This is a genomic window from Paracoccaceae bacterium, from assembly GCA_012103375.1.
GTDB lineage: Bacteria > Pseudomonadota > Alphaproteobacteria > Rhodobacterales > Rhodobacteraceae > WLWX01.
Window position 1 is genome coordinate 3,736,182 of the sequence record WLWX01000001.1, and the last position, 24,033, is coordinate 3,760,214.

Genomic DNA, 24,033 nt, shown 5'->3' on the forward strand with positions numbered 1-24,033 from the left:
GCGTTCTGCATAGGCAACACATCCAACCTTGTCCATCGCCGGACGCTCAGGAAGTACGTGCATCCGTCGACGCGCATGATATTGTCGGCGCAAACACGCAACTTAGACGTATTGAGGTAAGACAGGTTGAGCATTCATCGTATTTTCTGGGTCATCACGCTTTTCGTGTTCGGCCTTGGTTCGCAGGTATCGGCGCAGGACAGCGCCTGGATTCAGATTGAGGCATACCCAAGGGTCAGCACCGCTGAGTCGCGCGCCGAAAGCTATGGCGGGCAGGATTTGCCGCTGGCCGGATATCAGCTTGGCACATCGGGCTGGTTCGCGCTGGTCGTCGGCCCATTCCCGCCTGACCAGGCCGAGGATGAGATGTCGCGCCTGATCGGCGCCAACCTGATCCCGCGCGACAGCTTTCTGTCCGATGGTGGCACATTCGAAGCACAATTCTGGCCCCGCGCCGGGGTCAGCGCTGGCGGCGCGACCGTCAGCGGAACAGCCGACAGTGCCTCGCCCGAGGATGTAGAAATCAGCCTGCTGGATGATGCGCAGCCTGCCGAAGGCTCCGACGAGGCCGGTGACGGAGCCATCGTTTCCACCGACATCAGCGAGACGGACGCTGATTCTGCGACCACGGATACCGCTGCGACCGAAGACCCGGTCGAGGGCACCGCCGATTCTGAACTTGCCGCCGCGATCGAGGCGCAGGAACAGCAACTGGCCCTGGAAGCCGCCGAAGCCGAGGCTGCGGAAGCCGCAGCACAGGCCGCCGCAGAAGCTGCTGCCGAAGACGCCGCCCGCGCCGAGGCTGAAGCCGCAGATCAGGCCGCAGCCCAGGCAGCGGCACAGGCCGAAGCCGAAGCCGCCGCAGCCGCTGAAATTGCAGCCGCCGCCGCGGCAGAAGCCGCCGAAGCCGAGGCGAACGCCGCCGCAGCCGCCATCGCTGCCGATATCGCGTCGGCGTCCGGCGCGGATGCAGCAACCGACAGCAGCGACACCGCCGCCGCCGTACCACTCGACCCGCCGGCGCCACCTGTGCCGGATGAAACCGTCGAAGAGGCCCGCGCCAGCGAAAAGGAACTGACAAAAGAGGCAAAGAAGCTGCTCCAGACCGCCCTGAAATGGGAAGGTTACTATGATGGCGGTATCGACGGCGCGCTTGGCCGGATCAGCCGCCGCGCCATGTCCGCCTGGCAGGAATCCAAAGGGATCGAGCCGACCGGCGTTCTGACCACAGCTCAGCGCGGGCGGCTGATTGCCGATTATAACGCAATTCTGGACGGCCTCGACCTGGCTCTGGTGACGGACGCACGCGCCGGAATCTCGGTCAACATGCCCACTGCCTTGGTCAGGTTTGACCGCTATGTGCCGCCCTTCGCCCATTACGATCCGGTGACCGAGGGCGACCCGACCCGCGTCATCCTGATCAGCCAAAGCGGTGATCAGGCCAGCCTTTATGGCCTCTACGACATCATGCAGACGCTGGAAATCGTGCCGCCCGAAGGCTTGCGCGATCGCGGCAACAGCTCTTTCCGGCTGGAAGGTCAGGACAGCCGCATCATCTCGGAAACCTATGCCGAGTTGGAGAACGGAGAGATCAAGGGCTATACCCTGATCTGGCCCATCGGCGACGAAAAACGCCGCTTGCGGGTGCTGGAAAACATGCGCGCCAGCTTTACCCGGCTGGACGGCGTGTTGCCCGATGTCACCGGAGAGGATCAGTCGATCGATCTGGTCGCGGGCCTGAAAATCCGCCGACCCGCGATCACCCGGTCTGGTTTCTACGTCGACCGCGCCGGATCGGTCCTGACCACGACCGAGGCCGTGGACAGCTGCACCCGCATCACGCTGGACAGCGAATCCGACGCCACGGTCGCCACCGTTGACGATGATCTGGGGCTTGTCTTGCTGACGCCCGCTAACCCCTTGTCACCGACCCGCATCGCCCGCTTCCGCCCCGGCGCGCCACGCCTGCAATCCGAAGTTTCGGTGGCAGGCTACAGCTATGGCGGTGTCCTGGGCACGCCGACGATGACCTTTGGTCAGCTGGCCGACATTCGCGGGCTGGACGGCAATGACACGCTGGCCCGCCTGGCACTGGCAACACAGCCCGGCGACGCGGGCGGGCCGGTGTTCGACAATTCCGGCGCCGTCATCGGAATGCTGGTCCCGACCAGCAGTGCCACGGGCCAGCAACTGCCCCCCGACGTCAGCTTTGCCACAGGCGCGGCCGCGATTGCGACCTTCCTGTCCAATGCAGGTGGCGATCCGGCAGCGGCCAGCGCGGACGCCCCGATCCCGCCCGAAGATCTGACCCGCCAGGCCATCGGGATGACCGTTCTGGTGAGCTGCTGGAAGTAGGCGCACACGCCAAGCACCTTTGGCGCGCACCGGGCCAGTCCTGTCGGAAATGCGCAACCGCGCCACCTTTGTGGCGCGCCAGATGACGAGCAAGAAGATGGATGACCCCCGGCATCCTCAATCCCCCGATACATCAGCATCGCGGCAATCCCGCCCCCAACGCCCGCGCCGTCAGGTCCGCCAGAATTTCAGTGTGAACAGCACATAGACGGCCATCAGTTCCAGCCGCCCGATTAGCATCGCGGCGATCAGGATCCATTTGGCCGTATCACCCAGCCCCTTGAAGTTGCCTGATGGCCCAATCTCAGGCCCCAATCCGGGGCCAATATTGGCCAATGCTGCCGCCGCGCCGGATACCGAGGTGATGAAGTCCAGCCCGGTCGAACTCAGCAATACGGCGACGACGCCGAGTGTGACCACGAACAGCACTAAAAACGCCATGACCGAAGACAACACATCCTCGCCCACCGACCGGCCACCATAGCGCGGCGAAAATATCCCATGCGGCGAATGGATCAGCCGCACCTGCGCCTTGATCGCCGAGATCAGAAGTTGATAGCGGAACACCTTGATCGAACAGCTGGTCGAACCAGCGCAGCCGCCAATCAGCCCGACGAAGAAAAACAGCACCACCGGGAAGGCGCCCCAATGGTCGTAATCGGCACTGGCGTATCCGGTGCCCGTCAGGATCGAGACGATGTTGAACAGCGCCTTCCTGAACCCGACCTCTCCGGTCAGTGGGGATGACACCCACAGCCACAGGGTCATCGCCAGCACCAGCACCAAAGCAATGCCAAAGAAGGCGCGGATCTGCGGATCGCTCAGCAATGGTTGCGCGCTGCCTGCGGCCAGCTGGACAAATCGCACGAAGGGAAGTGCGGCCAACAGCATGAATACCGCAGCGGCGTATTCGATGCCGTTGCCGAAGTCGGCAAAGCTGCTGTCGTAATTGGCAAACCCCCCGGTCGCGATGGTGGTCATCGCGTGGCAAATCGCATCCAGCGGCCCCATTCCAAGCCCCAGATAGGCCAGAACACAAGCCAGCGTCAGCCCGGCGTATATGACCGAGATCCGCTGTGCGATCTCGGTCGCGCGGGGCAGGATCTTGCCGAATGTGTCAAAGCCTTCGGATCGGAAGATCTGCATGCCGCCCACGCGCAATTCCGGCAGGAACACCATCACCACAACAATGATCCCGATGCCGCCGAACCATTGCAGCATGGCCCGCCACAGCCGCACGCCTTCGGGCAGCAATTCGATATCGGTGAAGACCGTGGACCCGGTGGTCGTCAGCCCTGACATCGCCTCGAAAAACGCATCGACGGGGCGCACCTCACCGGGGCCAAAGGCAAAGGGCACAGCGCCGAAAACCGGCAGCGCCAGCCAGACGCCGGTGGTCAGCAGAAAGGTCTGTTGGATCGACAGGCGCGGCCCGACCCCGTTAGAGGACGCAAGTGCCACCAGCCCGCCAATCAGTGCCGTGATTATCGCCGAGACCAGGAAGACCGTGGCGTGGCCGTTCGCCATCCACCAGTCCAGCGCCATCGGGATCAGCATCGACGCCCCGAGGATCGCAACCATCAGACCGACGACATAACCGACTGGACGCAGATCAATCATGGGGCGCAGGCTTGGGCCGGGCGCGGGACGGTGTCAACACAGAGCGGTGTTTGAACGCTCTCCAGCGCGGAATTCAGAGCCATCTTCATCCGCCAGAAATCAAGCCCGAAAGGCGCCAGGCGGGCGTCTGATTGTCCGCATTATCCCCGTGGCACCAGCGTATCAAACAATCGCGGATCAATGCTTTCGTTCGCAAACGTCTCACCCTCGGTCAGGATCGAGACTGCGTCATGGCTGTGCAGGCTTTCCAGATGGCTGGCGACCACGCGGAAATCGCCGATCCGGTTGTCCGCCAGAAGCCGGTCCGCAAACAGCCGTGCCGCATCTTCCACGAACATCGGATTGGCGGCGTTGAGCTCTGCGAACGCCTGCTCATCCTCGCGCTTGACCATGACTTGGGTTTCCGTTGGCACAGCGGCCCGGCACAGGTCGATCAGGTCTTCGAACCAGACCCGGCTGTCGCTGACCAATTCCATTGAAATCCGCGCTACTGAACGTTGCGAATGCGGCGTCGCCAATTGCACGCGATGCTGGCGGGCATGCTCCGACAGTTCCAGCGAACATGGGCAGGTCGACGAATAGACATAATCGAAATGGTACACCCGGCGGCGCACCCCGGCGCGTTCGATCAGCTCCATCGCGATGTCGTAATACTGGAACCCAGACAGGCCGGAGCGCAGGCTTGCAACCCGCGTCGGGAACGCAAACCGCATCTGCAGGCGCGCATCAATGCTGTCGTGATCAGCCTTGGTGTCATCAAGTGCCGCCGACATCACGCGAAAGCTGAAATCGCTTTCCGCATGGGCATAGAACGTCCGCATGATCCGCGACATGTTGATGCCTTTGCGGGTGCCTTCCAGGCTGACGGTGCCGGTCACGCTGGTCTCCAGCGTCACGTCGCCGCCATCGCGCGTGCGATACCGAATCGGCAAGCGGAAGTTGGAAATTCCAACGTGCTGGATCGCCTTATGCGCCCCCCGGATCAGCGAGGTCGGACCGTTCTGCAAATCTGGCATCGAGGCGAGGTAATTCGCATCCGGCGTGAACTCCGCCGGGTAATCCCTTGCCAGATCTGGATAATTTGTAACCGCCGAGTCAGGCAGCAACCGGGCAATCGCCGGATCCAGCGCGGCAACCTCTTCCGGGGTTGCGGTGCTGGCCCAGTCGCGCAGCGTGCTGAGCGCACGTTCTGCGCCGTCGCGGTCAACCTCGGCCTTGGGCGTATCGAGGGTCATCGCGGCCCCTCCTGCAAAATGATCTTGTGACCAGATAGGCGGTTCAGGGTGTCATTTCCATGACAATCGCCTCAGATCGCGTCCAGCGCCTGTTTCAGATCACCGATCAGGTCGTCCAGATCCTCGAGCCCCACGGACAGACGGATCAGCCCCTGCGTGATCCCCAGCGTCGCGCGCAGTTCTTCGGTCAGCCGCTGATGCGTTGTCGTCGCCGGATGGGTGACGATGCTTTTCGCGTCGCCAAGGTTGTTCGAGATTGTGACGATCTTCAGCGCGTTCAGCACCCGGAACGCTGCGTCCTTGCCGCCTTTGATATCCAGCGACAGGACCGTTCCGCCCGCCGACATCTGCCGGCGCGCCAGGTCGTATTGCGGGTGGCTGGCCAGATGCGGAAAGATCACCCGGTTCAACCGCGCGTCGCCCTCCAACGCTTCGGCAATCGCCTGGGCCGAAGCCGCCTGTGCCCGACAGCGCAGATCCAGCGTTTCCATACCCTTAAGCAGCACCCAGGCATTGAACGGGCTGAGCGCGCCGCCAGTGTGCTTCAGATAGGGCTCCAGCGTCTTTCGAATGAACTCCTGCGTGCCAAGAACGACACCGCCCAGAACACGGCCCTGCCCGTCGATATGTTTGGTTGCGGAATAAACGATGACATCCGCGCCGAGATCCAGGGGGCGCGCAAACATTGGTGTCGAGAAGACATTGTCCACCACAACCGTCGCGCCTGCCTTATGCGCAATGTCGCAAACCGATTTTATATCAATCAGTTCCAGCGTGGGGTTCGCAATTGACTCGAAGAACACCGCCTTGGTGCCGGGCGTCACGGCCTTTTCCCAGGCCGCCAGATCGGTGCCGTCGACAAACTCAACCTCGACCCCGAAACGCGGCAATACGTCTTCCAGAATATACAGGCACGACCCGAACAGCGCGCGCGACGACACCACGCGATCCCCCGCCTTCAGCATCGAAACCAGCGCCCCGTTCACAGCCGCCATGCCGCTGGCAGTGGCAAAGGCGTCCTCGGTCCCTTCCAGCGCGGCGATGCGGTCTTCGAACATCCGCACAGTGGGGTTGCCATAGCGGGCATAGATGAACTCATCCGGGCCGGATTCGATGAACCGCGCCTCGGCCATCTCGGCGGAGTCATAGACGAAACCCTGGGTCAGGAAGATCGCCTCGGAAACCTCGCCATAGCCTGAACGCCGTACGCCGGCGTGAACCAGTTTGGTCTTGTCGTTCCAGTTATCAGTCATGGGGTGCAGTCCTTTCCCACAAGAAAACCCCCACCGCGGTTGAGCGTCGGGGGCACTGACCCTGACCTCTTTAGCGGAATGTTTTACGTGGCCCGCAATCCGGTGAACAAATCGCCACGAAGCCCGTATTGAATGCGCCGATGTCACAGCAAGGTCAAGGCCCCTTGCACTTGGCGACGCGTCGCCCATGTTGGTGGTCAATCCCGGAGGATCCCATGACAGACCCGATCGCCCTATATTTCTGGCCCACCCCGAACGGCCGCAAGATCACCATCGCACTGGAAGAAATGGGCCTGCCCTATGAAATCCATCCGATCAATATCAATCAAGGCGACCAGTTCGCGCCCGAATTCCTGGCCTTTTCGCCCAACAACCGGATGCCCGCGATCATTGATCCCGACGGGCCGGATGGCAAACCCATCTCGATCTTCGAAAGTGGCGCGATTCTGCAATACCTCGCCCGTAAGACCGGGCAATTCTGCGGCGCGACGGAACGGGACCGCATCGCCGTCGATCAATGGCTGATGTGGCAAATGGGCGGCGTAGGCCCGATGGCGGGTCAGGCGCACCACTTTCTGAAATACAGCCCCACCCTGACGCCACTGCAGGTTCTGCCCTATTCGCAGGATCGGTATCGCAATGAAGTCGAGCGTTTGTACGGCGTTCTTGACACACAACTTGAAGGTCAGGATTTCGTCGCCGGGGATTTCTATTCCATCGCCGACATGGCCATCTGGCCCTGGGCAAAGGGATGGGAAGGTCAGGAACAGACGCTGGATGACAAACCGAACTTTGCCGCCTGGCTGGACCGGGTCGGCGCGCGCCCGGCAACCGCCAAAGGTCAGCAGGTTGGAGAGGAGCTACGCTCGGACAAGCCAATGACCCCAGAGCAGCAAAAAATGTTCTTCGGGATCAAGGACTGACGCCACTCCGGCCCATTATCAGTCTCTAAATACCTCCGCCGGAGGCTCCGAATCGCACCTCAGGCACTGTCGTCAGGGGCGGTCGAATAGGTTTGCAACAACTTCCCCTGCGACATGAAAAACCCAAAGATTGCAAGGGTTAAACCGAAGGTCTTGAAGTTGACCCAGGCGTCGGTGGACATGGTGCGCCAGACGAATTCGTTGGCAATCGCAAGGCCAAGGAAGAACAGCGCAAAACGCTTGGTCAGGATCATCCAGCCTTCGGGTTTCAGGGGCATCATCTCGTCCATTACGGTTTGCAGATAGCTTCGCCCACGCAGCAGGCCAAAGCCCAGGATGCCTGCGAATATCAGGTAGAGGATCGTCGGTTTCATTTTGATGAACCGCTCGTCATTCAGCCAGACTGTCAATCCGCCAAACACGACCACCAGCACCAGCGTGACCAGCTGCATTTTCGAGACCGCGCCGGTCAGCCGCCACAGCAGGAAGGTGGTCAATGCGATCAGGGGGACGAAACAGGCGGTGATCAGGATGAAACCGTCATATTCAGTCCCCCCGATGGTGAAGCTGCGGTCGCGCAGCGTCAGGTAGCCGAGAAAAAACGCTGCGATTGGGCCGAAATCCAGCAGAGCTTTCATTTTCGGGTCGATGGTTTTCTCGGTCATTCCTGCGTCCTTGTTCATCCGCCCAACTCTACTAACACGGCACCCGCTGCGATCAATGCCATCAGCGCGGCACGGGTGCGCCCGACCCGTTCGCCCAGCAGCAACCAGCCGATCAACGCCGCGAACACGGTCGAGGTTTCGCGCAGCACGGCAGCCTCACCCACTTTATCAAGATAGGTTGCCAACATCACACCACCAAAGCTGAAAAATGCGATCAGCGCGCCGGTGAACCCCTTCAGCATCAGCCCCGGCGGCGGCGGTGGCCTGCCGCGCTGACGCACCCAGGCGATCACCGGCATGTCAACCGAGGTGACAAGGAAGAACCACGCCAGAAAGGTGAACGGATTCGCCGTCGCGCGGATCCCGTATGCGTCGTAGGTGGTATAGAGCGCCACCAGAACGCCGCCCAGCACCGCCCAGGCAATCCCGATCCGCAGGGTGGCGACATCCACCGATTTCGCATTCAGGTTCACCGCCGCCAACGTGAAGATCGCCCCGGACAGCAGCCCGACACCCGCCCATTGCACCCAGCCGTAATGTTCTGAAAAGACCACAGCAGCCACCGCCACGGTGACCAGCGGGCCGGTGCCGCGCACGATTGGGTAGGACACGGTATAGGGCGCGCGGGCGTAAGACAGCGCGACGACGATCTTATAGGCCATATGCAGGATCAGCGCGCCGCCCAGCAGCCACCAGATTTGTCCTTCCGGCCAGGGCACCAGGAACAGGGCCACGGGCAGCGACAGCAGAAATATCCAGGCATCAATCGCCCCGCGCGTCGCCCATGGGTCGTGCCGGCCTTTTTGCAGCGCGCCGAACAGCGCGTGCGCAAAGGCGGACATCAGCGCCAGCAGGGTCGCCAGCCGCGCGCCCTCGGGCGTGCCGGCCAGCGCGATCAGGGTATCACTCACCCCTCAACATCCAGCCCGGTCAGTGCGGCGGCGAATTCTTCGGGGTCGAAAGGTTGCAAGTCGTCGATCTGTTCGCCCACGCCGATGGCGTGGATCGGCAGGCCGAACTTATCGGCCAGCGCCACCAACACACCGCCCTTGGCGGTGCCGTCCAGCTTGGTCATCACCAGCCCGCTAACGTCCGACAGTTTCTGGAACGTCTCGACCTGAGACAGCGCATTCTGCCCCGTTGTCGCATCCAGCACCAACAGAGTGTTGTGCGGCGCGTCCGGGTCGATCTTGCGGATGACGCGAACGATTTTGGCCAGTTCCTCCATCAGATCGGCGCGGTTCTGCAACCGCCCGGCGGTGTCGATCATCAGCAGATCGGCGCCGTCCGCCTGCGCCTTTGTCAGCGCGTCGAAGGCAAGGCTGGCGGGGTCGGTCCCTTCCGGCGCGGTCAGCACCGGCACCCCGGCGCGATCACCCCAGACCTGAAGCTGTTCGACCGCCGCAGCGCGGAAAGTATCGCCCGCCGCGATCACCACCTGCTTGCCCGCGGCGCGGAACTGGCTGGCCAGCTTGCCGATGGTCGTGGTCTTGCCCGAGCCGTTGACCCCGACGACAAGCACCACCTGAGGCGTCTTGGGATAGATCGGCAGGGGCCGGGCCACCGGCTCCATGATCCGCGCGATTTCCGAGGCAAGCGCCTGCTTGATTTCTTCCGTCGACATCTTGCGGCCCATCCGCCCTTCGGCAAGGTTTGCCGTCACGCGCAGGGCCGTATCGACGCCCATGTCGGCGGTGATCAGCAATTCCTCCAGGCTTTCCAGCATGGCGTCGTCCAGCACCCGGCGCATGACCGGGGCGGCGGTTTTGCGGCCCAGCAGTCGGCCCAGAAACCCCGGTTTCGCGGCCGGTTCGGGCGCGGATTCCGTTTGTGGTTGCGCTTCGGGTGCAGGTTCCGGTTCCGTTTGTGGTTGCGGTTCGGGTTCGGGTTCGGGGGACTGTTTTGCCGAGGCAATCTTGTCAATGGCTGTCTCGATCTCGTCCAGTTCGGCATCAAGGAATGCGTCGATGCTGTCTTCGCCCTCGGGGTCGACCCAGGGCATTTCTGCTTCTGCCGCTGCCGCCTGTTCGGGGGTGACGGTGGCTAATTCGGCCATCAGGGCGTCGTATTCAGCCTGGTCTGCGACGGGATCATAGGGGGCGGGCTCAGCCTCTGGCTCTGCCTCAGGCGTCGGACTGACATTCGCTGGCTCTGACTCTGGCTCAACAGGCGCTTGCGCGTGCTCCGGTTCAATGGGCGTAGGCGCTGGCTCAACTGGCGCTTGCTCCGGTTCATCGGGCGTAGGCGCTGGCTCAACTGGTGCTGGCGCAGGTTCAGCGGGCGCGGGGTCGATCGCTTCCACAACCTCCTCTGGCGCGGCCACTTCCCCGCCATCCTCGACAATCGCGTCCAGCCCCTCCTCGATCTTCGAGGACGACTTGAACAGCCGGTCTTTCAGTTTGCGAAAAAAGGCCATGGCGTGCGGGTCCGTATGCTCGGGGTTATCGGGGTCATCCCCACCTAAGTCAGCCGCAGCCCGGATAAAAGGCCATTTGACGCAGCCCGTTGGGCAATCCTGCGATTGTGTTTCGCATTCCGCGCCCTAATGTGCGCGCCGATGACCGAGATGACCCCACCCGACGACGGCCTGATCAACTGCGCGCGCAATACCACCCGCCGGATCGAGCAGTTCAGCTATGGCGGGGCGGCCTATTGGGTGAAACGCCCCGAAACCCTGAAACCGCGCATGCGGATGCAAAAGGGCAGCCCCGAAGCCGCGTTCGAGCGTGAGCGGGATGCGCTGCGCAAACTGGGGCCGATGGGCGCGCCGGTGCCGCGTCTGATGGTCGATCTGCCCGGGTTGATCGTGGTCGAGGATTGCGGACGTGACCTTCTGTTTCATCGCCGGTTCAAGAAAGATGACGCGCTGTGCGACAAGTTTCACGACGCGGGGCTGGCGCTGGCCCGGTTGCATGGCATGGACCACACACACGGGCGACCGGCCCTTCGCGATCTGTGCTGGCGCGACGGGCGGGTCACCGTCATTGATCTGGAACGTTCGCATCCTTCGCTGGATCATCCGCGGGGACGGGCGCGCGATGTGGTTCTGTTGTTCATCAACGGGCTGATGGCGATGCAGGGCCCCTGTGCAGAACTGGACGCCCTGCGCGACGGATACCGCGCCGGTGACAGCGCCAACACCTGGGACGACGCCCTGCGTTGGAGCCGTAATCTGACCTGGATGGCGCTGCTGACGCGCCCGCTTCACCTGCTGTCGCTGCCGATCCGCGAGGTTCGCACCCTGCCCGTCGCGCGGGATTATTTTCGCGAACAGCGGCGATTGCGGCGCGCCGAGTAACCGGCGCACGGCCTGCGATGCTGTGCCCTCAGGGACGTCCGGGCGCGGTGAGCGCCCGCAACCTCAGAGAAGTTTGCGGACAATTGCGACCAATTCATCATGCGCGCCCGCGAATCCGCGAATGCCTTCGGCCAGTTTTTCGGTCGCCATGGCGTCCTGGTTCATTTCCCAGCGGAATTCAGCCTCGGTCATTTTGGGTTCAGGCGTTTGTGAGGCACCGTTGTCTTCCAGCTTGCGCGGCAGCGGGCCTTGCGCGTCGTCAAGTTCAGCCAGAAGGTCGGGGCTGATCGTCAGGCGATCACACCCGGCAAGCGCGCGAATTTCGTCGGAATTTCGGAAACTTGCGCCCATCACCACGGTCGCAAAGCCGTGGTCCTTGTAGTAATTGTAGATCTCGGTGACCGAGGCGACGCCGGGATCATTTTCGGCCGTATAGGTCACATCCGGGTTGGCCTTTTTGTACCAGTCGAGGATGCGCCCCACAAAGGGCGAGATCAGGAAGACGCCTGCCTCGGCACTGGCGCGCGCCTGGGCAAAGGCGAACAGCAGCGTGATGTTGCAATTGATCCCCTCGCCTTCCAGAATCTCGGCGGCGCGGATGCCTTCCCAGGTCGCGGCGGTCTTGATCAGCACCCGGTCCGGTCCGATCCCGGCATCGGCGAACAGGCCGATCAGCTTTTGCGCTTTGGCGACGATTGCGGCGGCGTCATAGGACAGGCGGGCGTCAACCTCGACCGAGACGCACCCCGGAATGATGCCAAGGATTTCGGTCCCGAACCGGACGGTGATCCGGTCGATGGCATCGTCAATGATCTGGTCTTCTGTTTTCCCCTCGCGCTGGGTGGCGGCGATTGCTTCGGCGATCAGTGGCGCATAGGCTTCGACTTTGGCGGCCTTCAGGATCAACGAGGGGTTGGTCGTGGCATCAATCGGTTCGGCCTTGCGGATCGCCTCGATATCGCCGGTATCGGCGACGATCACGGTCATGTCGCGCAATTGGTCGAGGTGGCTGTTGGTTTGGCTGGTGTCGGGCATGGCAAGGCTCCGCAAAGGCAAGGATTGGGTTCATCTGTCGATACGCCTGTGGCGGCGGGCTTGCAACGGGTGGGCGCGGGATGTGATCGCGGCGATTGCCCTAATGCGGCGTCAGTCGCGCCTGTAGCGGGCGGCGAAATTGGCCAGGATGCGTTCGGGTTGGGTTACATCCGCGGCCCGGCACAGGGCGATCAGGCGGTCGGCATCGCCGGGCGGGAAATAGCCTTTGTCGCGGTACAGCCGGATACGAGTCTCGAACACGGCGCCGTCCGCTTCCGGGTGGAATTGCGTGGCATAGACGTTTGATTTGTAACGGATCATCTGGAACGGACATGGGGCCGAGGTCATCAGATGCACGCAACCGTCAGGCAAGCTTTGCACCGCTTCCTTGTGGCCGACGAATGTGTCGAACTGGCCGGGCAGCCCCGCCAGAATCGGATCGCCAATTGCCTGGGGCGTCACGTTGCAGCGCACCGGCCCGACAGGTTCCGCGAATTGCTGTTTGCCGACCGGCGCGCCCAGATGATGCGCCAATATGCCGATACCATAGCAGCAGCCCATGAATGGCACGTCGCCGTCAGTGACTGCGGGCATCAGCGACAGCACGGCGGCTTCGATGCGGGCCTCGACCGCGGTCTTTTCATCCGGCGCATCGCTGACGCAGCCCGGACCACCGCCGACGATCACACCTGAATAGGACGCCAGATCCAGCGCGTCGGGCAGCGTTTGCTGATCCAGCCGGATGCGATGAGTGTCATCCGCCACCAACGCCGCCTTGTCGAGGATCGCCAGATACTCGTCATCCGAAGCTTCGTCTTCGGGCCTGAGTTGCAGGATCAGAAATGGTTTCATTGCCTTGGAGTGCCGGATGTGATCGCGCGGATCAAGGGGCATGCGTCTGGTGCGCCGGATCCGCCTGTCCGACGCTATCATTGGCACGCCCACTTGCGGCCCGTGGCCCCGGCGCGTTAGGCCGGTCGGACGGAGTGATGAGAATGGAGATCGCGATGCCCGCCAATGAGATATTTGAAGACCGGATGCTGTCCCTTGGGTTGGCGCGTGTCAGCGAAGCGGCGGCGCTCGCCTCGGCCAATCTGATCGGGCGCGGGGACGAGAAAGCAGCCGATCAGGCGGCGGTGGACGCGATGCGCACGCAATTGAACCTGCTGGACATCAACGGCGTCGTCGTCATCGGAGAGGGAGAGCGTGACGAGGCGCCGATGCTTTATATCGGTGAAGAGGTTGGCAGCGGCAACGGCCCCGCCGTCGACATCGCGCTTGATCCGCTTGAGGGGACGACCCTGACGGCCAAGGACATGCCCAACGCGCTGGCGGTGATCGCAATGGGGCCGCGCGGGTCGATGCTGCATGCGCCCGATGTTTACATGGACAAGCTGGCGATCGGGCCGGGCTTTCGCACCGGGGTGGTAACGCTGGATATGTCCCCGTCCGAGCGGATCACGGCACTCGCCGCCGCCAAAGGGTGCAGCACGCGCGATATCACCGTCTGCGTATTGGAACGCCCCCGTCACGAGGCAATGATTGCAGAGTTGCGCACAACCGGGGCGGCGATCCGGCTGATCACCGATGGCGACGTGGCCGGGGTGATCCATTGCGCAGAAGCCGAAAAGACCGGGATCGACATCTATATGGGGTCTGGCGGCGCGCCCGAGGGTGTGCTGGCCGCAGCGGCGTTGAAATGCATGGGCGGCCAGATCTTCGGCCGGCTGATGTTCCGCAACGATGATGAACGCGGCCGCGCGCGCAAGGTCGGGATCGAAAATCTGGACCGGGTCTATACCCGCGATGACATGATCACGCAGGATGTCATCTTTGCCGCCACCGGCGTGACCGACGGATCAATCCTGCCGGGCATTCAGCGCGAACCGGGGTATCTGACGGCTGAGACAATCCTTATGCGGTCCAAGACCGGGTCGGTGCGGCGGATTTCCTATCGTCACAAGCTGGACTGATTGACCGGCTCAGGCTGTTTGGATGCCTGTGCGGATCGGAACGCTGCGCGACAGTTTGTTGGCCAGATCCTTGTTCAGCTGTGCCAATAGCGCGTTACGCAAACCTGTCGAGCGTGCGAACACGCGGTGGAGCTCTGCCACATCCCAGGCGAAATACTCGGTGCCCGCGTCGACTGATACGGTCGCCGAGGCCGGCTGATCGGTCAGAAATCCGATCTCTCCGACAAAGGATCCGGATTCCAGGGGGAAAACCTCGTCATTTTTCTCAAGCCGGGCGGTGTTGTTGATGACGAAATAGACCGTGTCGATCGGTGCCCCTTCGGTCACCAGAACCTTGGGGTCGATGGTCGTGGCGCGTGCTCCAAGCCGCAGCAGGCGGCGAAACTGGCCCGGCGACAGCATTGTGAATTTTTTGTACAATTGCGCTGTTTCGCTGGTCATCGAAAATGTCGTGCGTTCGGCAATGACAACGAAGATCATGGCCAGATTGACCGCAGCAAGTGTCCCGTTGGTGATGATCGCATCCCACAGCGGGGCATCCGCAACCAGGTAGTAATAGATGATGTACAGCATCATGGCCGCCATCATCTGCAGGCGCAACCAAAGCTCGTCACGCGCGAGAAACCCGAAAACATCAAACACGAAAGCGGCATAGACAAATACCGCGACCGACAATCCAAGCATCAGAACCCCCATGGCCGAATGACCAGTTTCGGGGATCGTTCATTCAGGCCACCAAGTCAATGAATTCAGGGTGTTGCCCCAAGGGGAAGCATCGGGTCGCCCCGCAGTATTGCCTTCGTGATTTGCGTCCGCCCCGACGGGTCAGACCGTGGCCGAGATCGATCCCAAAGGAACGCCCCGCGCAACCTTGCCCACCAGATCCAGGTTGAACTGCGCCAGCATCGCTGCGCGAAGCGCTGGCTGCTTGTCGAACGTCTGTTGCAGCTTGCCGACATCCCAGGACAGATACTCGGACCCGGCATACAGCGTCACGTCGCCGGTTGCAGCGTCACCGGTCAGGAACCCGATCTCGCCCACGAACTGACCGGCATTCATCGAATAGCGCGCGCCGTCTTTGACCAGGGTCGCAGACCCCTCAACGATATAGGTCAGCCGCTTTACGGCCTCGCCCTGGCGGCACAGCACAACCTCATTGGGGGCAATTGCGTAGTGGCTGAATTTATAAAGCTTTCGGAACTGCCCGGGCGTCAGCATCTCGAACTTTTCAAACAGGCGCACCCGGTCCGAATTCATCGACAGCGTCGTTCGTTCCATTGTGATGATGATGATCATCGCGATGTTCACAACCATCAGGACGCTATCGGTCATGATCGCCTCCCAAAGGGGGGTATCGGTTACGAACAGGTAATAGAGAATGTAAAACACCATCGCGGCCAGCATCAGCACACGCAGCACCAATTCGTCACGGGCCAGAAACCCGGACACGTCAAAGGCAAACGCGACATAGACCAGCAATGCCGCCGACAATCCGTATAATTCCATCTGTGCCCTCCTGATTATAGCGTGATTTTCCGGGTCGGATCGCTGCTTGTCAAACCAAGTTGGGCTTTTCCTTCGCCCTGCGCTTGCGCTAGGGCTGTGGGATGCGCCGCGCCGATCATACAACGCCACCCTGATGAGCCATTTTCTGGGGGTTGAGGCGTCTTTGTCGGGGCGCAGATGGGTGGGTCCAACGGCCGAGGATGATCGCCAGGCCGAAGCATTGCTGCAGGCGACCCGGCTGCATCCGGCCATTGCGCGCATACTGGCATCAAGGGGCGTCAATGCGGCCGAGGCTGAGGGGTTTCTGACCCCGGCGGTGCGCGATCTGCTGCCTGACCCGCGTGGTCTGAAGGACATGGAACAGGCCGCCAAGATTTTTCTTGCAGCCGTCGCGGCACAGCAGAAAATCGCCATCTTCGCGGATTATGATGTTGATGGCGGTGCGTCGGCGGCGCTGATCCAATGGTGGCTGCGCGGGATCGGCCACCAGGCCACGCTGTATGTCCCCGACCGGATTGATGAGGGGTACGGCCCGAATGAGGGCGCGATGGCAGCGCTGGCGGCGGACCATGACCTGATCATCTGTGTAGATTGCGGGACGCTGTCCCATGGTCCGATTGCGGCTGCGACCGGGGCAGACGTCATCGTGCTGGATCACCATCTGGGCGGCGAAACGCTGCCCGCAGCGGCGGCGGTTGTGAACCCGAACCGGCAGGACGAAGACGGTGCGCTGGGGCATCTTTGTGCGGCGGCAGTTGTCTTTCTGATGCTGGTCGAGGCCAATCGCCAATTGCGCGCCAGCGGCGCGGCGGGCCCTGATCTGATGGCCATGCTTGATCTTGTGGCACTGGCCACGGTTGCGGATGTGGCGCCGCTGATCGGGGTGAACCGGGCCCTGGTCCGGCAGGGGCTGGTTGTCATGGCGCGGCGTGAACGCCCCGGGTTGGTGGCATTGGCTGACGCGGCCAAGCTGAACCGGGCGCCGACCTCCTATTCTCTGGGCTATGTCCTGGGGCCAAGGATCAACGCCGGTGGCCGCGTCGGGCGGGCCGATCTGGGTGCGCGGTTGCTGTCGACACCGGACCCCCACGAAGCGCGGGCGCTGGCCGACAAGCTGGAAGAGCTCAACGCCGACCGCCGCACGGTCGAGGCCGAAGTTCAGGCCGCCGCCTTCGATCAGGTCGAGGCGCGCGGGACCGATGCCGCGCTTGTCTGGGCGGCGGGCGATGGCTGGCATCCCGGTGTGGTGGGGATCGTCGCCTCGCGCCTGAAGGATCGGTTTCACCGCCCCGCCGTGGTGATCGGCTTTGATGGTGAAGACGGCAATGGGTCCGGGCGTTCGATCAGCGGTGTCGATCTGGGTGCCTCTGTCCAGCGTTTGGTGGCCGAAGGGCTGCTGGAAAAGGGTGGCGGGCACAAGATGGCCGCCGGGCTGAGTTTGTCGCGCGATCAACTGGACGCGGCAATGGCGCGGCTGGAAGGCTTGCTGGACAAACAGGGGGCGGGCGTCGGTGGCGCGGCCGATCTGCGTATTGACGGGTTGCTGATGCCGGATGCCGCCACGGTTGACCTGATCGAGGCGATCGAGGCCGCTGGCCCGTTCGGCGCCTCGGCCCCAGCCCCGCGTTGGGCGATGCCCGATATGCGGATCACCCATGCCCGGCGCGTCGGCGCAAATCACCTGAAGCTCAGCGTCAGTGCAGGCAGCGGCCCGACGCTGGATACGATCACATTCGGCGCATTCGATGGCCCGCTTGGCCCCGCGCTGGAGGATCACGGCGGGCGGCGGTTCCATCTTGCCGGTCGGCTGGAGGTCAACCACTGGCAGGGTCGCACGCGGGTTCAGATGCGTCTGGAAGATGCAGCACCGACGGCGTGACGGCGCAATCCGGCACCGGATTAAGGGGGATGAAAATCGCCCAAAGAATCCCCTTGCCCTTGGCAGCCGCGATCCCTAAAACCCCGCCCACAAAGAGCGCCGTGGCCCGTTCGTCTATCGGTTAGGACGCCAGGTTTTCAACCTGGAAAGAGGGGTTCGATTCCCCTACGGGCTGCCACACTCTTACCCGCCAGATTTCCTTACGTTGCCAAACTTATTCGCCCCATTCCGGGTGCTAAGATTAAGCAGGTCCGGACGTGGTCCGAAAGATGGCCATCCCGGCGGGGATTCAGGGTGGTTTTGGCAAGAAGGCATTCCAAACATCGCTGGCTCAGAGGTTGCTGCTGTCCGACGGTGCGGTCATCATCGACCAGTTCCCGCGCAATGTGCTGGTCACCAATTGTTTGCAACCAGGCATTAAGCGCCTTCAATCCACTGATATCTCGTCTTTTTTATTGTCACACATTATATTGATTTTGTAGGACATTAACTATATCCAGTCTAAAAACCGCAGCAATCAAGATATCGGCGCGCACCCATGGGTCCAGCTTCAGAACCGGAATCGGCCGATTGTGTTGAAAAACTCCGTTTTAGGGCCTGAACGATGATTTTTCTTTCCATGCAGCCCGATCCTAAATTTTTGGCGCGGGGGTCGGCCCAAATCGCCTACATGCGCTCACGCGCAGCCATGCGCTGTCTCGTGGTCAAAGCTTTCCGACTATTTCGCTTCATAGGTTTTCGCAAGAAATCCGCGACGCTCTGATTTCGGAGTTTTTCAACACAATCGGCCAAGACCGGTGCTTCGGATGCGCTTGCACATCTTGAAGGCTCCGGGCGCGACGTGCTTGAGGCGCTGTCGCTGATGATTGAGCGTGCGGGTCTGGGGATCGGGGACAAGCTGCCGCCGGAGATTGAGATTGCCAGAAAGCTGAACGTCGGACGCTCCAAAGTGCGCGAGGCGCTGATCGCGTGGCAGAACATGGGCATCGTGACGCGCAACAAGAAGGCCGGCACGCGGCTTGCGGTTGAGGTGTCGACAAAATCCATTCACCTGCCCGTCACGCTGGTTCTTGAAGCCGAAAGCCTGCTGCGCACCCACGCGGTGCGCAGACCGTTGGAGATTGAGGTGGTGCGCCTTGCTGCGCGCCAGGCGGATGCGCAGCAGCGTCGCGCGTTGATCGCGCGGGCCGCAGAACTGATGGCCGTGTTTGACTCGGGCGAGGATTGGCGACCAGCGGACTACAGGTTTCATCGCGCGATATACGCCGCCTCTGGCAATCCGCTGTTTGAACAGTTGATCCGCCAGATCCAGGACGCTTTTCACGCCATCTATCAAGCGCCATTTGATCAGCCACATCTTGGTCTGGCGACCATCCCGCTGCATCCGGGGCTGGCGCAGGCCATCGCGGACGGCAACGCCGATCAGGCTGCAAAAATCATGACCCAGATCATGGACATGGTTGAAGCCGAGGTTCTGAGTTTCATGGAGGGTCAGAATGACTGACGACAAAAGCCTCGCCACGCTTCTGGCCGGAGTTCTGGAAGACGGCGACGGGTCGATTACGCCGCCGATTGTCCAAACCTCCCTATTCGCGTTCAATGATTATCAGGCTTTTGAAGACCGCATGGCCGCGCGGACAGATCAGCCGATTTACACCCGCGTGCAGAACCCGACTGTTGCGGCGTTCGAGGGGCTGATGGCCAAGGCCGAGGCTGGCGAAGCGGCCGTTGGGTTCGCATCCGGCATCGCGGCGATCGCTTCGACGCTGATGGCGTTCCTGAGGCCCGGCCAGCGCATTGCCTGTGTCGAACATGTCTATCCGGACACCTACCGGTTCATGGAGGAAATCCTGCGTCCTTTTGGTGTGGACGTCACCTATCACCCGGCTGCGGCCTTCGAAACGGATGACGCGCTTCTGGACGGTGTTGATCTGGCCTATCTGGAAAGCCCAAGCTCGATTGTGTTCAAACCGCTAAATCTGGCGCGCGTCGCCGGTCGCGCCCGGCGGCACGGGGTGACGACCATCGTTGACAATTCCTGGGCAAGCCCGGTGTTCCAGCGCCCGCTGACAGAAGGGATCGACATCGTCGTCCACTCGGCCTCGAAATATATCTCGGGTCATTCGGATACGGTGGCGGGTGTTGTTATCGCCTCAGACAGCCGCATTGCCCGCATCCGCGAACTGACGTTATCGCTGTTGGGGGCGAAACTCGCCCCGTTCGAGGCGTTCCTGCTGACCCGCGGATTGCGCACCCTGCATGTGCGGATGATGCAGCATCAGGCGACCGCAAACCTGTTCGTGGATCGGCTGGCCGCGATCCCGCAGGTGCGCACAATCAACAGCCCCGGCGTGAATGTGGTGCCGGGGCTGACCGGGCGGTCCGGCCTGTTGTCGATCGAATTCGACGACAGCGTCAACATCCCAAGGTTTGCCGACAGCCTGCGCTGTTTTCGTCTGGGTGTCAGTTGGGGCGGCTTTGAAAGCTTGCTGTTGCCCGCGCGTGTCGCGCTGGCACAGGCGGGCGAACAGAATTCGATGCAACGGTTCGGCGTCTCGCCCAATCTGGTCCGGCTGAGCCTTGGTTTAGAAGACGCCGAAGACCTTTGGGCCGACTTCACGAACGCGCTGAGCGCTGGTACGGCCTGACATGCCGGGGAACCGACGCGGCGGATGAACCACGGGCCAAAATTGCCCCTTGCATCATGAAGCGCGATCCAATCATATTCAGATAATCGAATTCGATGGAGGTCGCGGCATGATCAACCGGCGGAAATTCGTGGCCGGTGCATTGACGGCGCCACTTCTGGGCGCAGCCACGCAAACCCTTGCGCAGGTTCAGATCGGCGCCGGGCGGCTGACAACCCTCAGCGATGGTAATCTGGTTTTGCCGAGCGGCTTCATTTTCGACCCGATGCCACAGGATCAACTGGGGCAATTGCGGGCCGAGTTTGGGCTGGGCGGCGATACGTTGCTGCCCGATTGCAACCTGGCCCTGTACCGGGACGATGATCGGACGGTGCTGTTCGACGTCGGCTCTGGCCCGGATTTCATGCCCTCGGCGGGGAAATTGCAGGACAGTCTTGCCGCGATGGACCTGACGCCTGACGACATCACCCATGTGCTGTTCACCCATGTGCATCCCGACCATATCTGGGGGCTGCTCGACGATTTTGATGATCCGATGTTTGCCAATGCCGCCTACATGATGGGCCGTGCGGAATGGGATTATTGGTGGAACCCCGAAACCGTCGATACCATTGGAGAGGCGCGCGCAGTCTTCGCAGTTGGGGCCAAGCGGCGCATGCAGGCCATTGAAGACGCAGTAGAATTCTTTGACGACGGGGACGAGGTGTTGCCGGGCATCGCCGCGATTGCCAGCTATGGGCATACGCCGGGACACATGGCCTTCGAAATCCGCGCCGGCGGCGATGCGGCGCTGATCGTCGGAGATGCCATCGGCAATCACCATGCCGCCTTTGCCCACCCGGATTGGCCAAGCGGGTCCGATCAGGATCAGAACAACGCGATTTCGGCGCGCGGGATGCTTCTGGACAGGCTGGCCAGCGAGCAGACGCGCCTTGTCGGTTTCCACCTGCCGCAGGGCGGTATCGGCCGGGTTGAACGCGCTGGCGATGGCTTTCGGTTTCTGGCGGGGGGTGCATGATGCGCCATCTGACGCTTGCGCTCGCCCTGCTGGCCGCTCCGGCACTGGCCAGCGAGGATATCGCCGATCAATACCCCGGCTCGGCCCTTTACCAGAAACCGGTCGAGGTGATCCCGCATGTCTGGTCGGCCATCGGGGCCACCGCGCCGCCGACCTATGAGAACAGCGGCCACAACAACAACCTTAGCTTCATCGTCACGGGCGACGGGGTGGTCGTGGTGAATGGCGGCGCGGCCTATGTGCTGGCCAAGGCGCTTCATGCCGAGATCAAGGTGATCACCGACCAGCCAGTGAAGCTGGTGATTGACGAAAACGGTCAGGGTCACGCGATGCTGGGCAATTCCTATTGGGCCGAACAGGGCGTGCCGATCCTTGCACATGAAGATGCCGCTGCCGAGTTCGAGGAATACGGCGGCCAGATCCTTGAAGGCATGAAGCGCTATAATCGCGACAAGGCCGAAGGTACGTTTCTGGCCGGACCGACCCAGACCTTCGAAGACAGCCGCATCATCGAGATGGGCGATTTCCGCATTGAGGTTCTGCACCTTGGCCCGGCCCACAGCCCCGGAGACATCTCGGTCTGGTTGCCCGAACAGGGGTTGGTCATTGCCGGCGATATGGCTTTCCATGAACGCATGTTGCCGATCTTCGACGACACGATGACCGCCGACTGGCTGGACACCTGGGATACCGCGTTCGAGGCGCTTGGCGCGACCTATGTGATCCCCGGTCATGGGCATCCGACGAACATGGCGCAGGTGCGCCGCTATACCCGCGATTATCTGATCTATCTGCGCGAACAGATCGGCGCGCATCTGGACGCTGGCGGTGACCTGGCCGAGGCGTATTACGTCGATCAATCGCCCTATGCGCACCTCGACACGTTCGAGCAACTGGCCACCCGAAATGCCGGGCGCGTGTATGAGCAGATGGAGTTTGAGTGATTAGGAACGGCGGTTCCGTCGCAGCCGCCGCGCCCGAACCGATCTCTGACAGATCACGACGATCCGGCAAACCGTCCCGATAACCCGCGCCGCGAAGGAATTTTGTCCTTTGCCCCTCCATTGACTTGGCAGCATGGCGGAAACATGTCCCTATCAAAGAGACGAGATGGGGCAAGAACATGCTGCTTGAACTGTATGATTTCGGACTGGAACCGCGCACCTTGCACCTGATTGCGGGCGCGCTGCTTGGGCTGATTTTCGGCGTCGCCGCCCAGATCACCCGGTTCTGTTTGCGCCGGGCGGTTGCCGGACCATCGGACGAGCGTGCATCAGCCGGAGCGGTTTGGCTGACGGCACTGGTGGCCGCTGTTGTCGGGTTTGCGCTGGCGGCAACATTCGGTTTTGTCGATCTGTCTGGTCACCGGTTCCTGTCAGCCGACCTGCCGCTGGCCGCATTGGTCTTTGGCGGGCTGGCGTTCGGGGCGGGAATGGTTCTGACGCGCGGTTGTGTGTCGCGCCTGACAGTCCTAAGCGGGACGGGAAACCTGCGCGCGATCTTTGTGCTGAGCGTTTTTGCCATCACCGCCCATGCCACGCTGAAGGGTGTTCTTGCGCCACTGCGCACGACACTGGGCGCCTTCACCGTTGATACGCCCATCGCCAGCCTTGCCGCTGCGCCAATCGGGCTGGCCGTTTTGCTTCTGGTGGTGATCGGTCTGGCCGCAACTTTGGTCATCCGGGCCAAGCCCAGCGTATTGCACCTGACGTTTGCCGCGCTGATCGGGTTTGTGGCCGTGGGCGGCTGGGCGGCGACCAGCGTCTTGCTTCTTGACGAATTCGATCCCCTGCCCGTCCAGTCCGCGGCCTTCACTCTGCCGTGGAGCGACACGTTGTTCTGGACCATAGCCTCATCGGCGATTCCGGCTGGCTTTGGCGTTGGCTTTATCGGTGGTGTGCTGGGGGGAAGTTTCCTCAGCGCTGCGGCACGGGGCGAGTTGAAGCTGCACAGCTTTGAAAGCCCGCGCCAAACCCTGCGTTACGGTGCGGGTGGCGCGCTGATGGGCGTCGGCGGGGTGCTGGCGGGCGGTTGCACCGTGGGCGCGGGCCTGTCCGGGATTGCATCGGGCAGCGTTGCGGCGATAATCGCACTGTCGGCCATTGCACTGGGCGGCTGGGCCACGGGCGTGGCCCTCAGCGGCACCAACCGCGCTGCTGCCCTCGCGGCCTGAGGGCCGCGCGCGCTCAGTTCTCTGCCGCTTCGGCGATGATGCCGTCAAGCAGCGCTTCGACCTTGTCCATCGGACCGTCGGGATAATCCCGGCGCCCGATGGATACCCCGCCCGCAGTTTCGGTAACGAAGATGCCATAGGGGCAGTGGGCGATGTTCATCGGGTCCGCCTCCATCACCTCGCGGCTGACCACGGCCGAGCAGAACAGGAAGATATCGGCGTCTACGAACAGCTGCTGCGCGCTGCCCACATCCGCGCCGGTTCGCGCCAGCATATCGCCAACGTGGCTGACATAGTCGATCACCAGCCCCTGGCCGATGATCGCGTTTTCGACCGCAAAGGTCGCATCGTCAAAGCTGCCCTCGAATTCCGTCGTGACCGCATCCTCTGCCAGCGCAGACAGCGGGAACGATAGCGCGATGATCGCAACTGCGTGCTTGAGCATGCCGCAC

The 24,033-nt window shown here is 62.1% G+C and carries 22 protein-coding genes, 1 tRNA gene and 1 riboswitch; of the genes, 12 read left to right on the forward strand and 11 right to left on the reverse strand.

Annotation, left to right across the window (positions count from 1 at the left end):
- Positions 1-126 precede the first annotated feature (126 nt).
- Positions 127-2,355 (forward strand): hypothetical protein, encoded by a 2,229-nt coding sequence (locus tag GKR99_19060; GenBank protein ID NKB29541.1) that lies wholly within the window; start codon positions 127-129, stop codon positions 2,353-2,355.
- A gap of 171 nt (positions 2,356-2,526) precedes the next feature.
- On the opposite strand, the gene GKR99_19065 is transcribed toward GKR99_19060, so the two are convergent.
- From GKR99_19065 to metZ, 3 genes are all read right to left on the reverse strand, one after another.
- On the reverse strand, positions 2,527-3,975 hold the full coding sequence (locus GKR99_19065; GenBank protein NKB29542.1) for a potassium transporter TrkH: 1,449 nt from the start codon (positions 3,973-3,975) through the stop codon (positions 2,527-2,529).
- A 140-nt stretch (positions 3,976-4,115) separates the two neighbouring features.
- Positions 4,116-5,210, reverse strand: a complete 1,095-nt coding sequence (locus GKR99_19070; GenBank protein ID NKB29543.1) for a GTP cyclohydrolase I FolE2 — start codon at positions 5,208-5,210, stop codon at positions 4,116-4,118.
- Positions 5,211-5,281: 71 nt separating this feature from the next.
- Entirely contained in the window at positions 5,282-6,463 is a 1,182-nt protein-coding gene (metZ, locus tag GKR99_19075) for an O-succinylhomoserine sulfhydrylase (GenBank protein NKB29544.1), read from the reverse strand.
- Between the two features lie 49 nt (positions 6,464-6,512).
- Positions 6,513-6,591: riboswitch (SAM riboswitch) on the reverse strand.
- 87 nt (positions 6,592-6,678) lie between these two features.
- Here metZ and GKR99_19080 point away from each other — a divergent pair.
- A complete protein-coding gene (locus tag GKR99_19080; GenBank protein ID NKB29545.1) occupies positions 6,679-7,386 on the forward strand; it encodes a glutathione S-transferase family protein in 708 nt (235 codons plus the stop codon).
- Between the two features lie 59 nt (positions 7,387-7,445).
- Here the strand turns inward: GKR99_19080 and GKR99_19085 are convergent, their stop codons facing one another.
- The 3 genes from GKR99_19085 to ftsY are packed head-to-tail and all read right to left on the reverse strand — an operon-like array spanning position 7,446 to position 10,467.
- Positions 7,446-8,051: a septation protein A gene (locus GKR99_19085; protein ID NKB29546.1), complete on the reverse strand. Its 606-nt coding sequence runs from the start codon at positions 8,049-8,051 to the stop codon at positions 7,446-7,448.
- Positions 8,052-8,065: 14 nt separating this feature from the next.
- Complete coding sequence (locus GKR99_19090; GenBank protein ID NKB29547.1) at positions 8,066-8,962, reverse strand: EamA family transporter; 897 nt, start codon at positions 8,960-8,962, stop codon at positions 8,066-8,068.
- Positions 8,959-10,467 (reverse strand): signal recognition particle-docking protein FtsY, encoded by a 1,509-nt coding sequence (gene ftsY, locus GKR99_19095; protein NKB29548.1) that lies wholly within the window; start codon positions 10,465-10,467, stop codon positions 8,959-8,961. Before ftsY ends, GKR99_19090 begins: the two co-directional genes overlap by 4 nt.
- Before the next feature lie 141 nt (positions 10,468-10,608).
- Here ftsY and GKR99_19100 point away from each other — a divergent pair, with 141 nt between their 5' ends.
- A complete protein-coding gene (locus GKR99_19100) occupies positions 10,609-11,349 on the forward strand; it encodes a hypothetical protein (protein NKB29549.1) in 741 nt (246 codons plus the stop codon).
- Positions 11,350-11,412: 63 nt separating this feature from the next.
- On the opposite strand, the gene tal is transcribed toward GKR99_19100, so the two are convergent.
- Both tal and GKR99_19110 read right to left on the reverse strand, forming a co-directional pair.
- A complete protein-coding gene (gene tal / locus GKR99_19105; protein NKB29550.1) occupies positions 11,413-12,384 on the reverse strand; it encodes a transaldolase in 972 nt (323 codons plus the stop codon).
- 111 nt (positions 12,385-12,495) lie between these two features.
- Entirely contained in the window at positions 12,496-13,236 is a 741-nt protein-coding gene (locus GKR99_19110; GenBank protein ID NKB29551.1) for a glutamine amidotransferase, read from the reverse strand.
- A 155-nt stretch (positions 13,237-13,391) separates the two neighbouring features.
- On the opposite strand from GKR99_19110, the gene glpX reads away from it, so the two are divergent.
- Positions 13,392-14,357 carry a class II fructose-bisphosphatase gene (gene glpX / locus GKR99_19115; protein NKB29552.1) on the forward strand — a complete coding sequence of 322 codons (966 nt, stop codon included), beginning with the start codon at positions 13,392-13,394 and terminating at the stop codon, positions 14,355-14,357.
- 9 nt (positions 14,358-14,366) lie between these two features.
- Here glpX and GKR99_19120 read toward each other — a convergent pair whose 3' ends face one another.
- A complete protein-coding gene (locus GKR99_19120) occupies positions 14,367-15,053 on the reverse strand; it encodes a cyclic nucleotide-binding domain-containing protein (protein NKB29553.1) in 687 nt (228 codons plus the stop codon).
- A gap of 129 nt (positions 15,054-15,182) precedes the next feature.
- The gene (locus GKR99_19125) at positions 15,183-15,863 is read right to left on the reverse strand and encodes a cyclic nucleotide-binding domain-containing protein (protein ID NKB29554.1); all 681 of its coding nucleotides are present in this window, start codon (positions 15,861-15,863) and stop codon (positions 15,183-15,185) included.
- Between the two features lie 133 nt (positions 15,864-15,996).
- On the opposite strand from GKR99_19125, the gene recJ reads away from it, so the two are divergent.
- The 8 genes from recJ to GKR99_19165 all read left to right on the forward strand — a co-directional run bounded on the left by recJ (position 15,997) and on the right by GKR99_19165 (position 23,581).
- A complete protein-coding gene (gene recJ, locus GKR99_19130) occupies positions 15,997-17,742 on the forward strand; it encodes a single-stranded-DNA-specific exonuclease RecJ (protein ID NKB29555.1) in 1,746 nt (581 codons plus the stop codon).
- Positions 17,743-17,845: 103 nt separating this feature from the next.
- Positions 17,846-17,920: transfer RNA gene (locus GKR99_19135), tRNA-Glu, on the forward strand.
- A gap of 91 nt (positions 17,921-18,011) precedes the next feature.
- Positions 18,012-18,224 carry a hypothetical protein gene (locus GKR99_19140; protein NKB29556.1) on the forward strand — a complete coding sequence of 71 codons (213 nt, stop codon included), beginning with the start codon at positions 18,012-18,014 and terminating at the stop codon, positions 18,222-18,224.
- A 380-nt stretch (positions 18,225-18,604) separates the two neighbouring features.
- Positions 18,605-19,246, forward strand: coding sequence for an FCD domain-containing protein (locus tag GKR99_19145; protein NKB29557.1), 642 nt, complete (start codon positions 18,605-18,607; stop codon positions 19,244-19,246).
- A complete protein-coding gene (locus GKR99_19150) occupies positions 19,239-20,390 on the forward strand; it encodes a hypothetical protein (GenBank protein ID NKB29558.1) in 1,152 nt (383 codons plus the stop codon). The genes GKR99_19145 and GKR99_19150 overlap by 8 nt, the downstream gene beginning before the upstream one ends.
- A 109-nt stretch (positions 20,391-20,499) precedes the next feature.
- On the forward strand, positions 20,500-21,408 hold the full coding sequence (locus GKR99_19155; protein NKB29559.1) for an MBL fold metallo-hydrolase: 909 nt from the start codon (positions 20,500-20,502) through the stop codon (positions 21,406-21,408).
- Positions 21,408-22,352 carry an MBL fold metallo-hydrolase gene (locus GKR99_19160; GenBank protein NKB29560.1) on the forward strand — a complete coding sequence of 315 codons (945 nt, stop codon included), beginning with the start codon at positions 21,408-21,410 and terminating at the stop codon, positions 22,350-22,352. The genes GKR99_19155 and GKR99_19160 overlap by 1 nt, the downstream gene beginning before the upstream one ends.
- A gap of 179 nt (positions 22,353-22,531) precedes the next feature.
- On the forward strand, positions 22,532-23,581 hold the full coding sequence (locus tag GKR99_19165; GenBank protein NKB29561.1) for a YeeE/YedE family protein: 1,050 nt from the start codon (positions 22,532-22,534) through the stop codon (positions 23,579-23,581).
- Between the two features lie 13 nt (positions 23,582-23,594).
- On the opposite strand, the gene GKR99_19170 is transcribed toward GKR99_19165, so the two are convergent.
- The gene (locus GKR99_19170) at positions 23,595-24,026 is read right to left on the reverse strand and encodes a DUF302 domain-containing protein (GenBank protein ID NKB29562.1); all 432 of its coding nucleotides are present in this window, start codon (positions 24,024-24,026) and stop codon (positions 23,595-23,597) included.
- Positions 24,027-24,033: the final 7 nt, after the last annotated feature.

Coding starts and splice junctions, on each gene's coding strand:
- tal (NKB29550.1), bottom strand. CDS start 12,384: ATGCCCGACACCAGCCAAACCAACAGCCACCTCGACCAATTGCGCGAC.
- GKR99_19110 (NKB29551.1), bottom strand. CDS start 13,236: ATGAAACCATTTCTGATCCTGCAACTCAGGCCCGAAGACGAAGCTTCG.
- GKR99_19140 (NKB29556.1), top strand. CDS start 18,012: ATGGCCATCCCGGCGGGGATTCAGGGTGGTTTTGGCAAGAAGGCATTC.
- ftsY (NKB29548.1), bottom strand. CDS start 10,467: ATGGCCTTTTTTCGCAAACTGAAAGACCGGCTGTTCAAGTCGTCCTCG.
- GKR99_19155 (NKB29559.1), top strand. CDS start 20,500: ATGATCAACCGGCGGAAATTCGTGGCCGGTGCATTGACGGCGCCACTT.
- GKR99_19150 (NKB29558.1), top strand. CDS start 19,239: ATGACTGACGACAAAAGCCTCGCCACGCTTCTGGCCGGAGTTCTGGAA.
- metZ (NKB29544.1), bottom strand. CDS start 6,463: ATGACTGATAACTGGAACGACAAGACCAAACTGGTTCACGCCGGCGTA.
- GKR99_19165 (NKB29561.1), top strand. CDS start 22,532: ATGCTGCTTGAACTGTATGATTTCGGACTGGAACCGCGCACCTTGCAC.
- GKR99_19070 (NKB29543.1), bottom strand. CDS start 5,210: ATGACCCTCGATACGCCCAAGGCCGAGGTTGACCGCGACGGCGCAGAA.
- glpX (NKB29552.1), top strand. CDS start 13,392: ATGCCCGCCAATGAGATATTTGAAGACCGGATGCTGTCCCTTGGGTTG.
- GKR99_19065 (NKB29542.1), bottom strand. CDS start 3,975: ATGATTGATCTGCGTCCAGTCGGTTATGTCGTCGGTCTGATGGTTGCG.
- GKR99_19145 (NKB29557.1), top strand. CDS start 18,605: ATGATTGAGCGTGCGGGTCTGGGGATCGGGGACAAGCTGCCGCCGGAG.
- GKR99_19125 (NKB29554.1), bottom strand. CDS start 15,863: ATGGAATTATACGGATTGTCGGCGGCATTGCTGGTCTATGTCGCGTTT.
- GKR99_19170 (NKB29562.1), bottom strand. CDS start 24,026: ATGCTCAAGCACGCAGTTGCGATCATCGCGCTATCGTTCCCGCTGTCT.
- recJ (NKB29555.1), top strand. CDS start 15,997: ATGAGCCATTTTCTGGGGGTTGAGGCGTCTTTGTCGGGGCGCAGATGG.
- GKR99_19100 (NKB29549.1), top strand. CDS start 10,609: ATGACCGAGATGACCCCACCCGACGACGGCCTGATCAACTGCGCGCGC.
- GKR99_19080 (NKB29545.1), top strand. CDS start 6,679: ATGACAGACCCGATCGCCCTATATTTCTGGCCCACCCCGAACGGCCGC.
- GKR99_19160 (NKB29560.1), top strand. CDS start 21,408: ATGCGCCATCTGACGCTTGCGCTCGCCCTGCTGGCCGCTCCGGCACTG.
- GKR99_19085 (NKB29546.1), bottom strand. CDS start 8,051: ATGACCGAGAAAACCATCGACCCGAAAATGAAAGCTCTGCTGGATTTC.
- GKR99_19120 (NKB29553.1), bottom strand. CDS start 15,053: ATGGGGGTTCTGATGCTTGGATTGTCGGTCGCGGTATTTGTCTATGCC.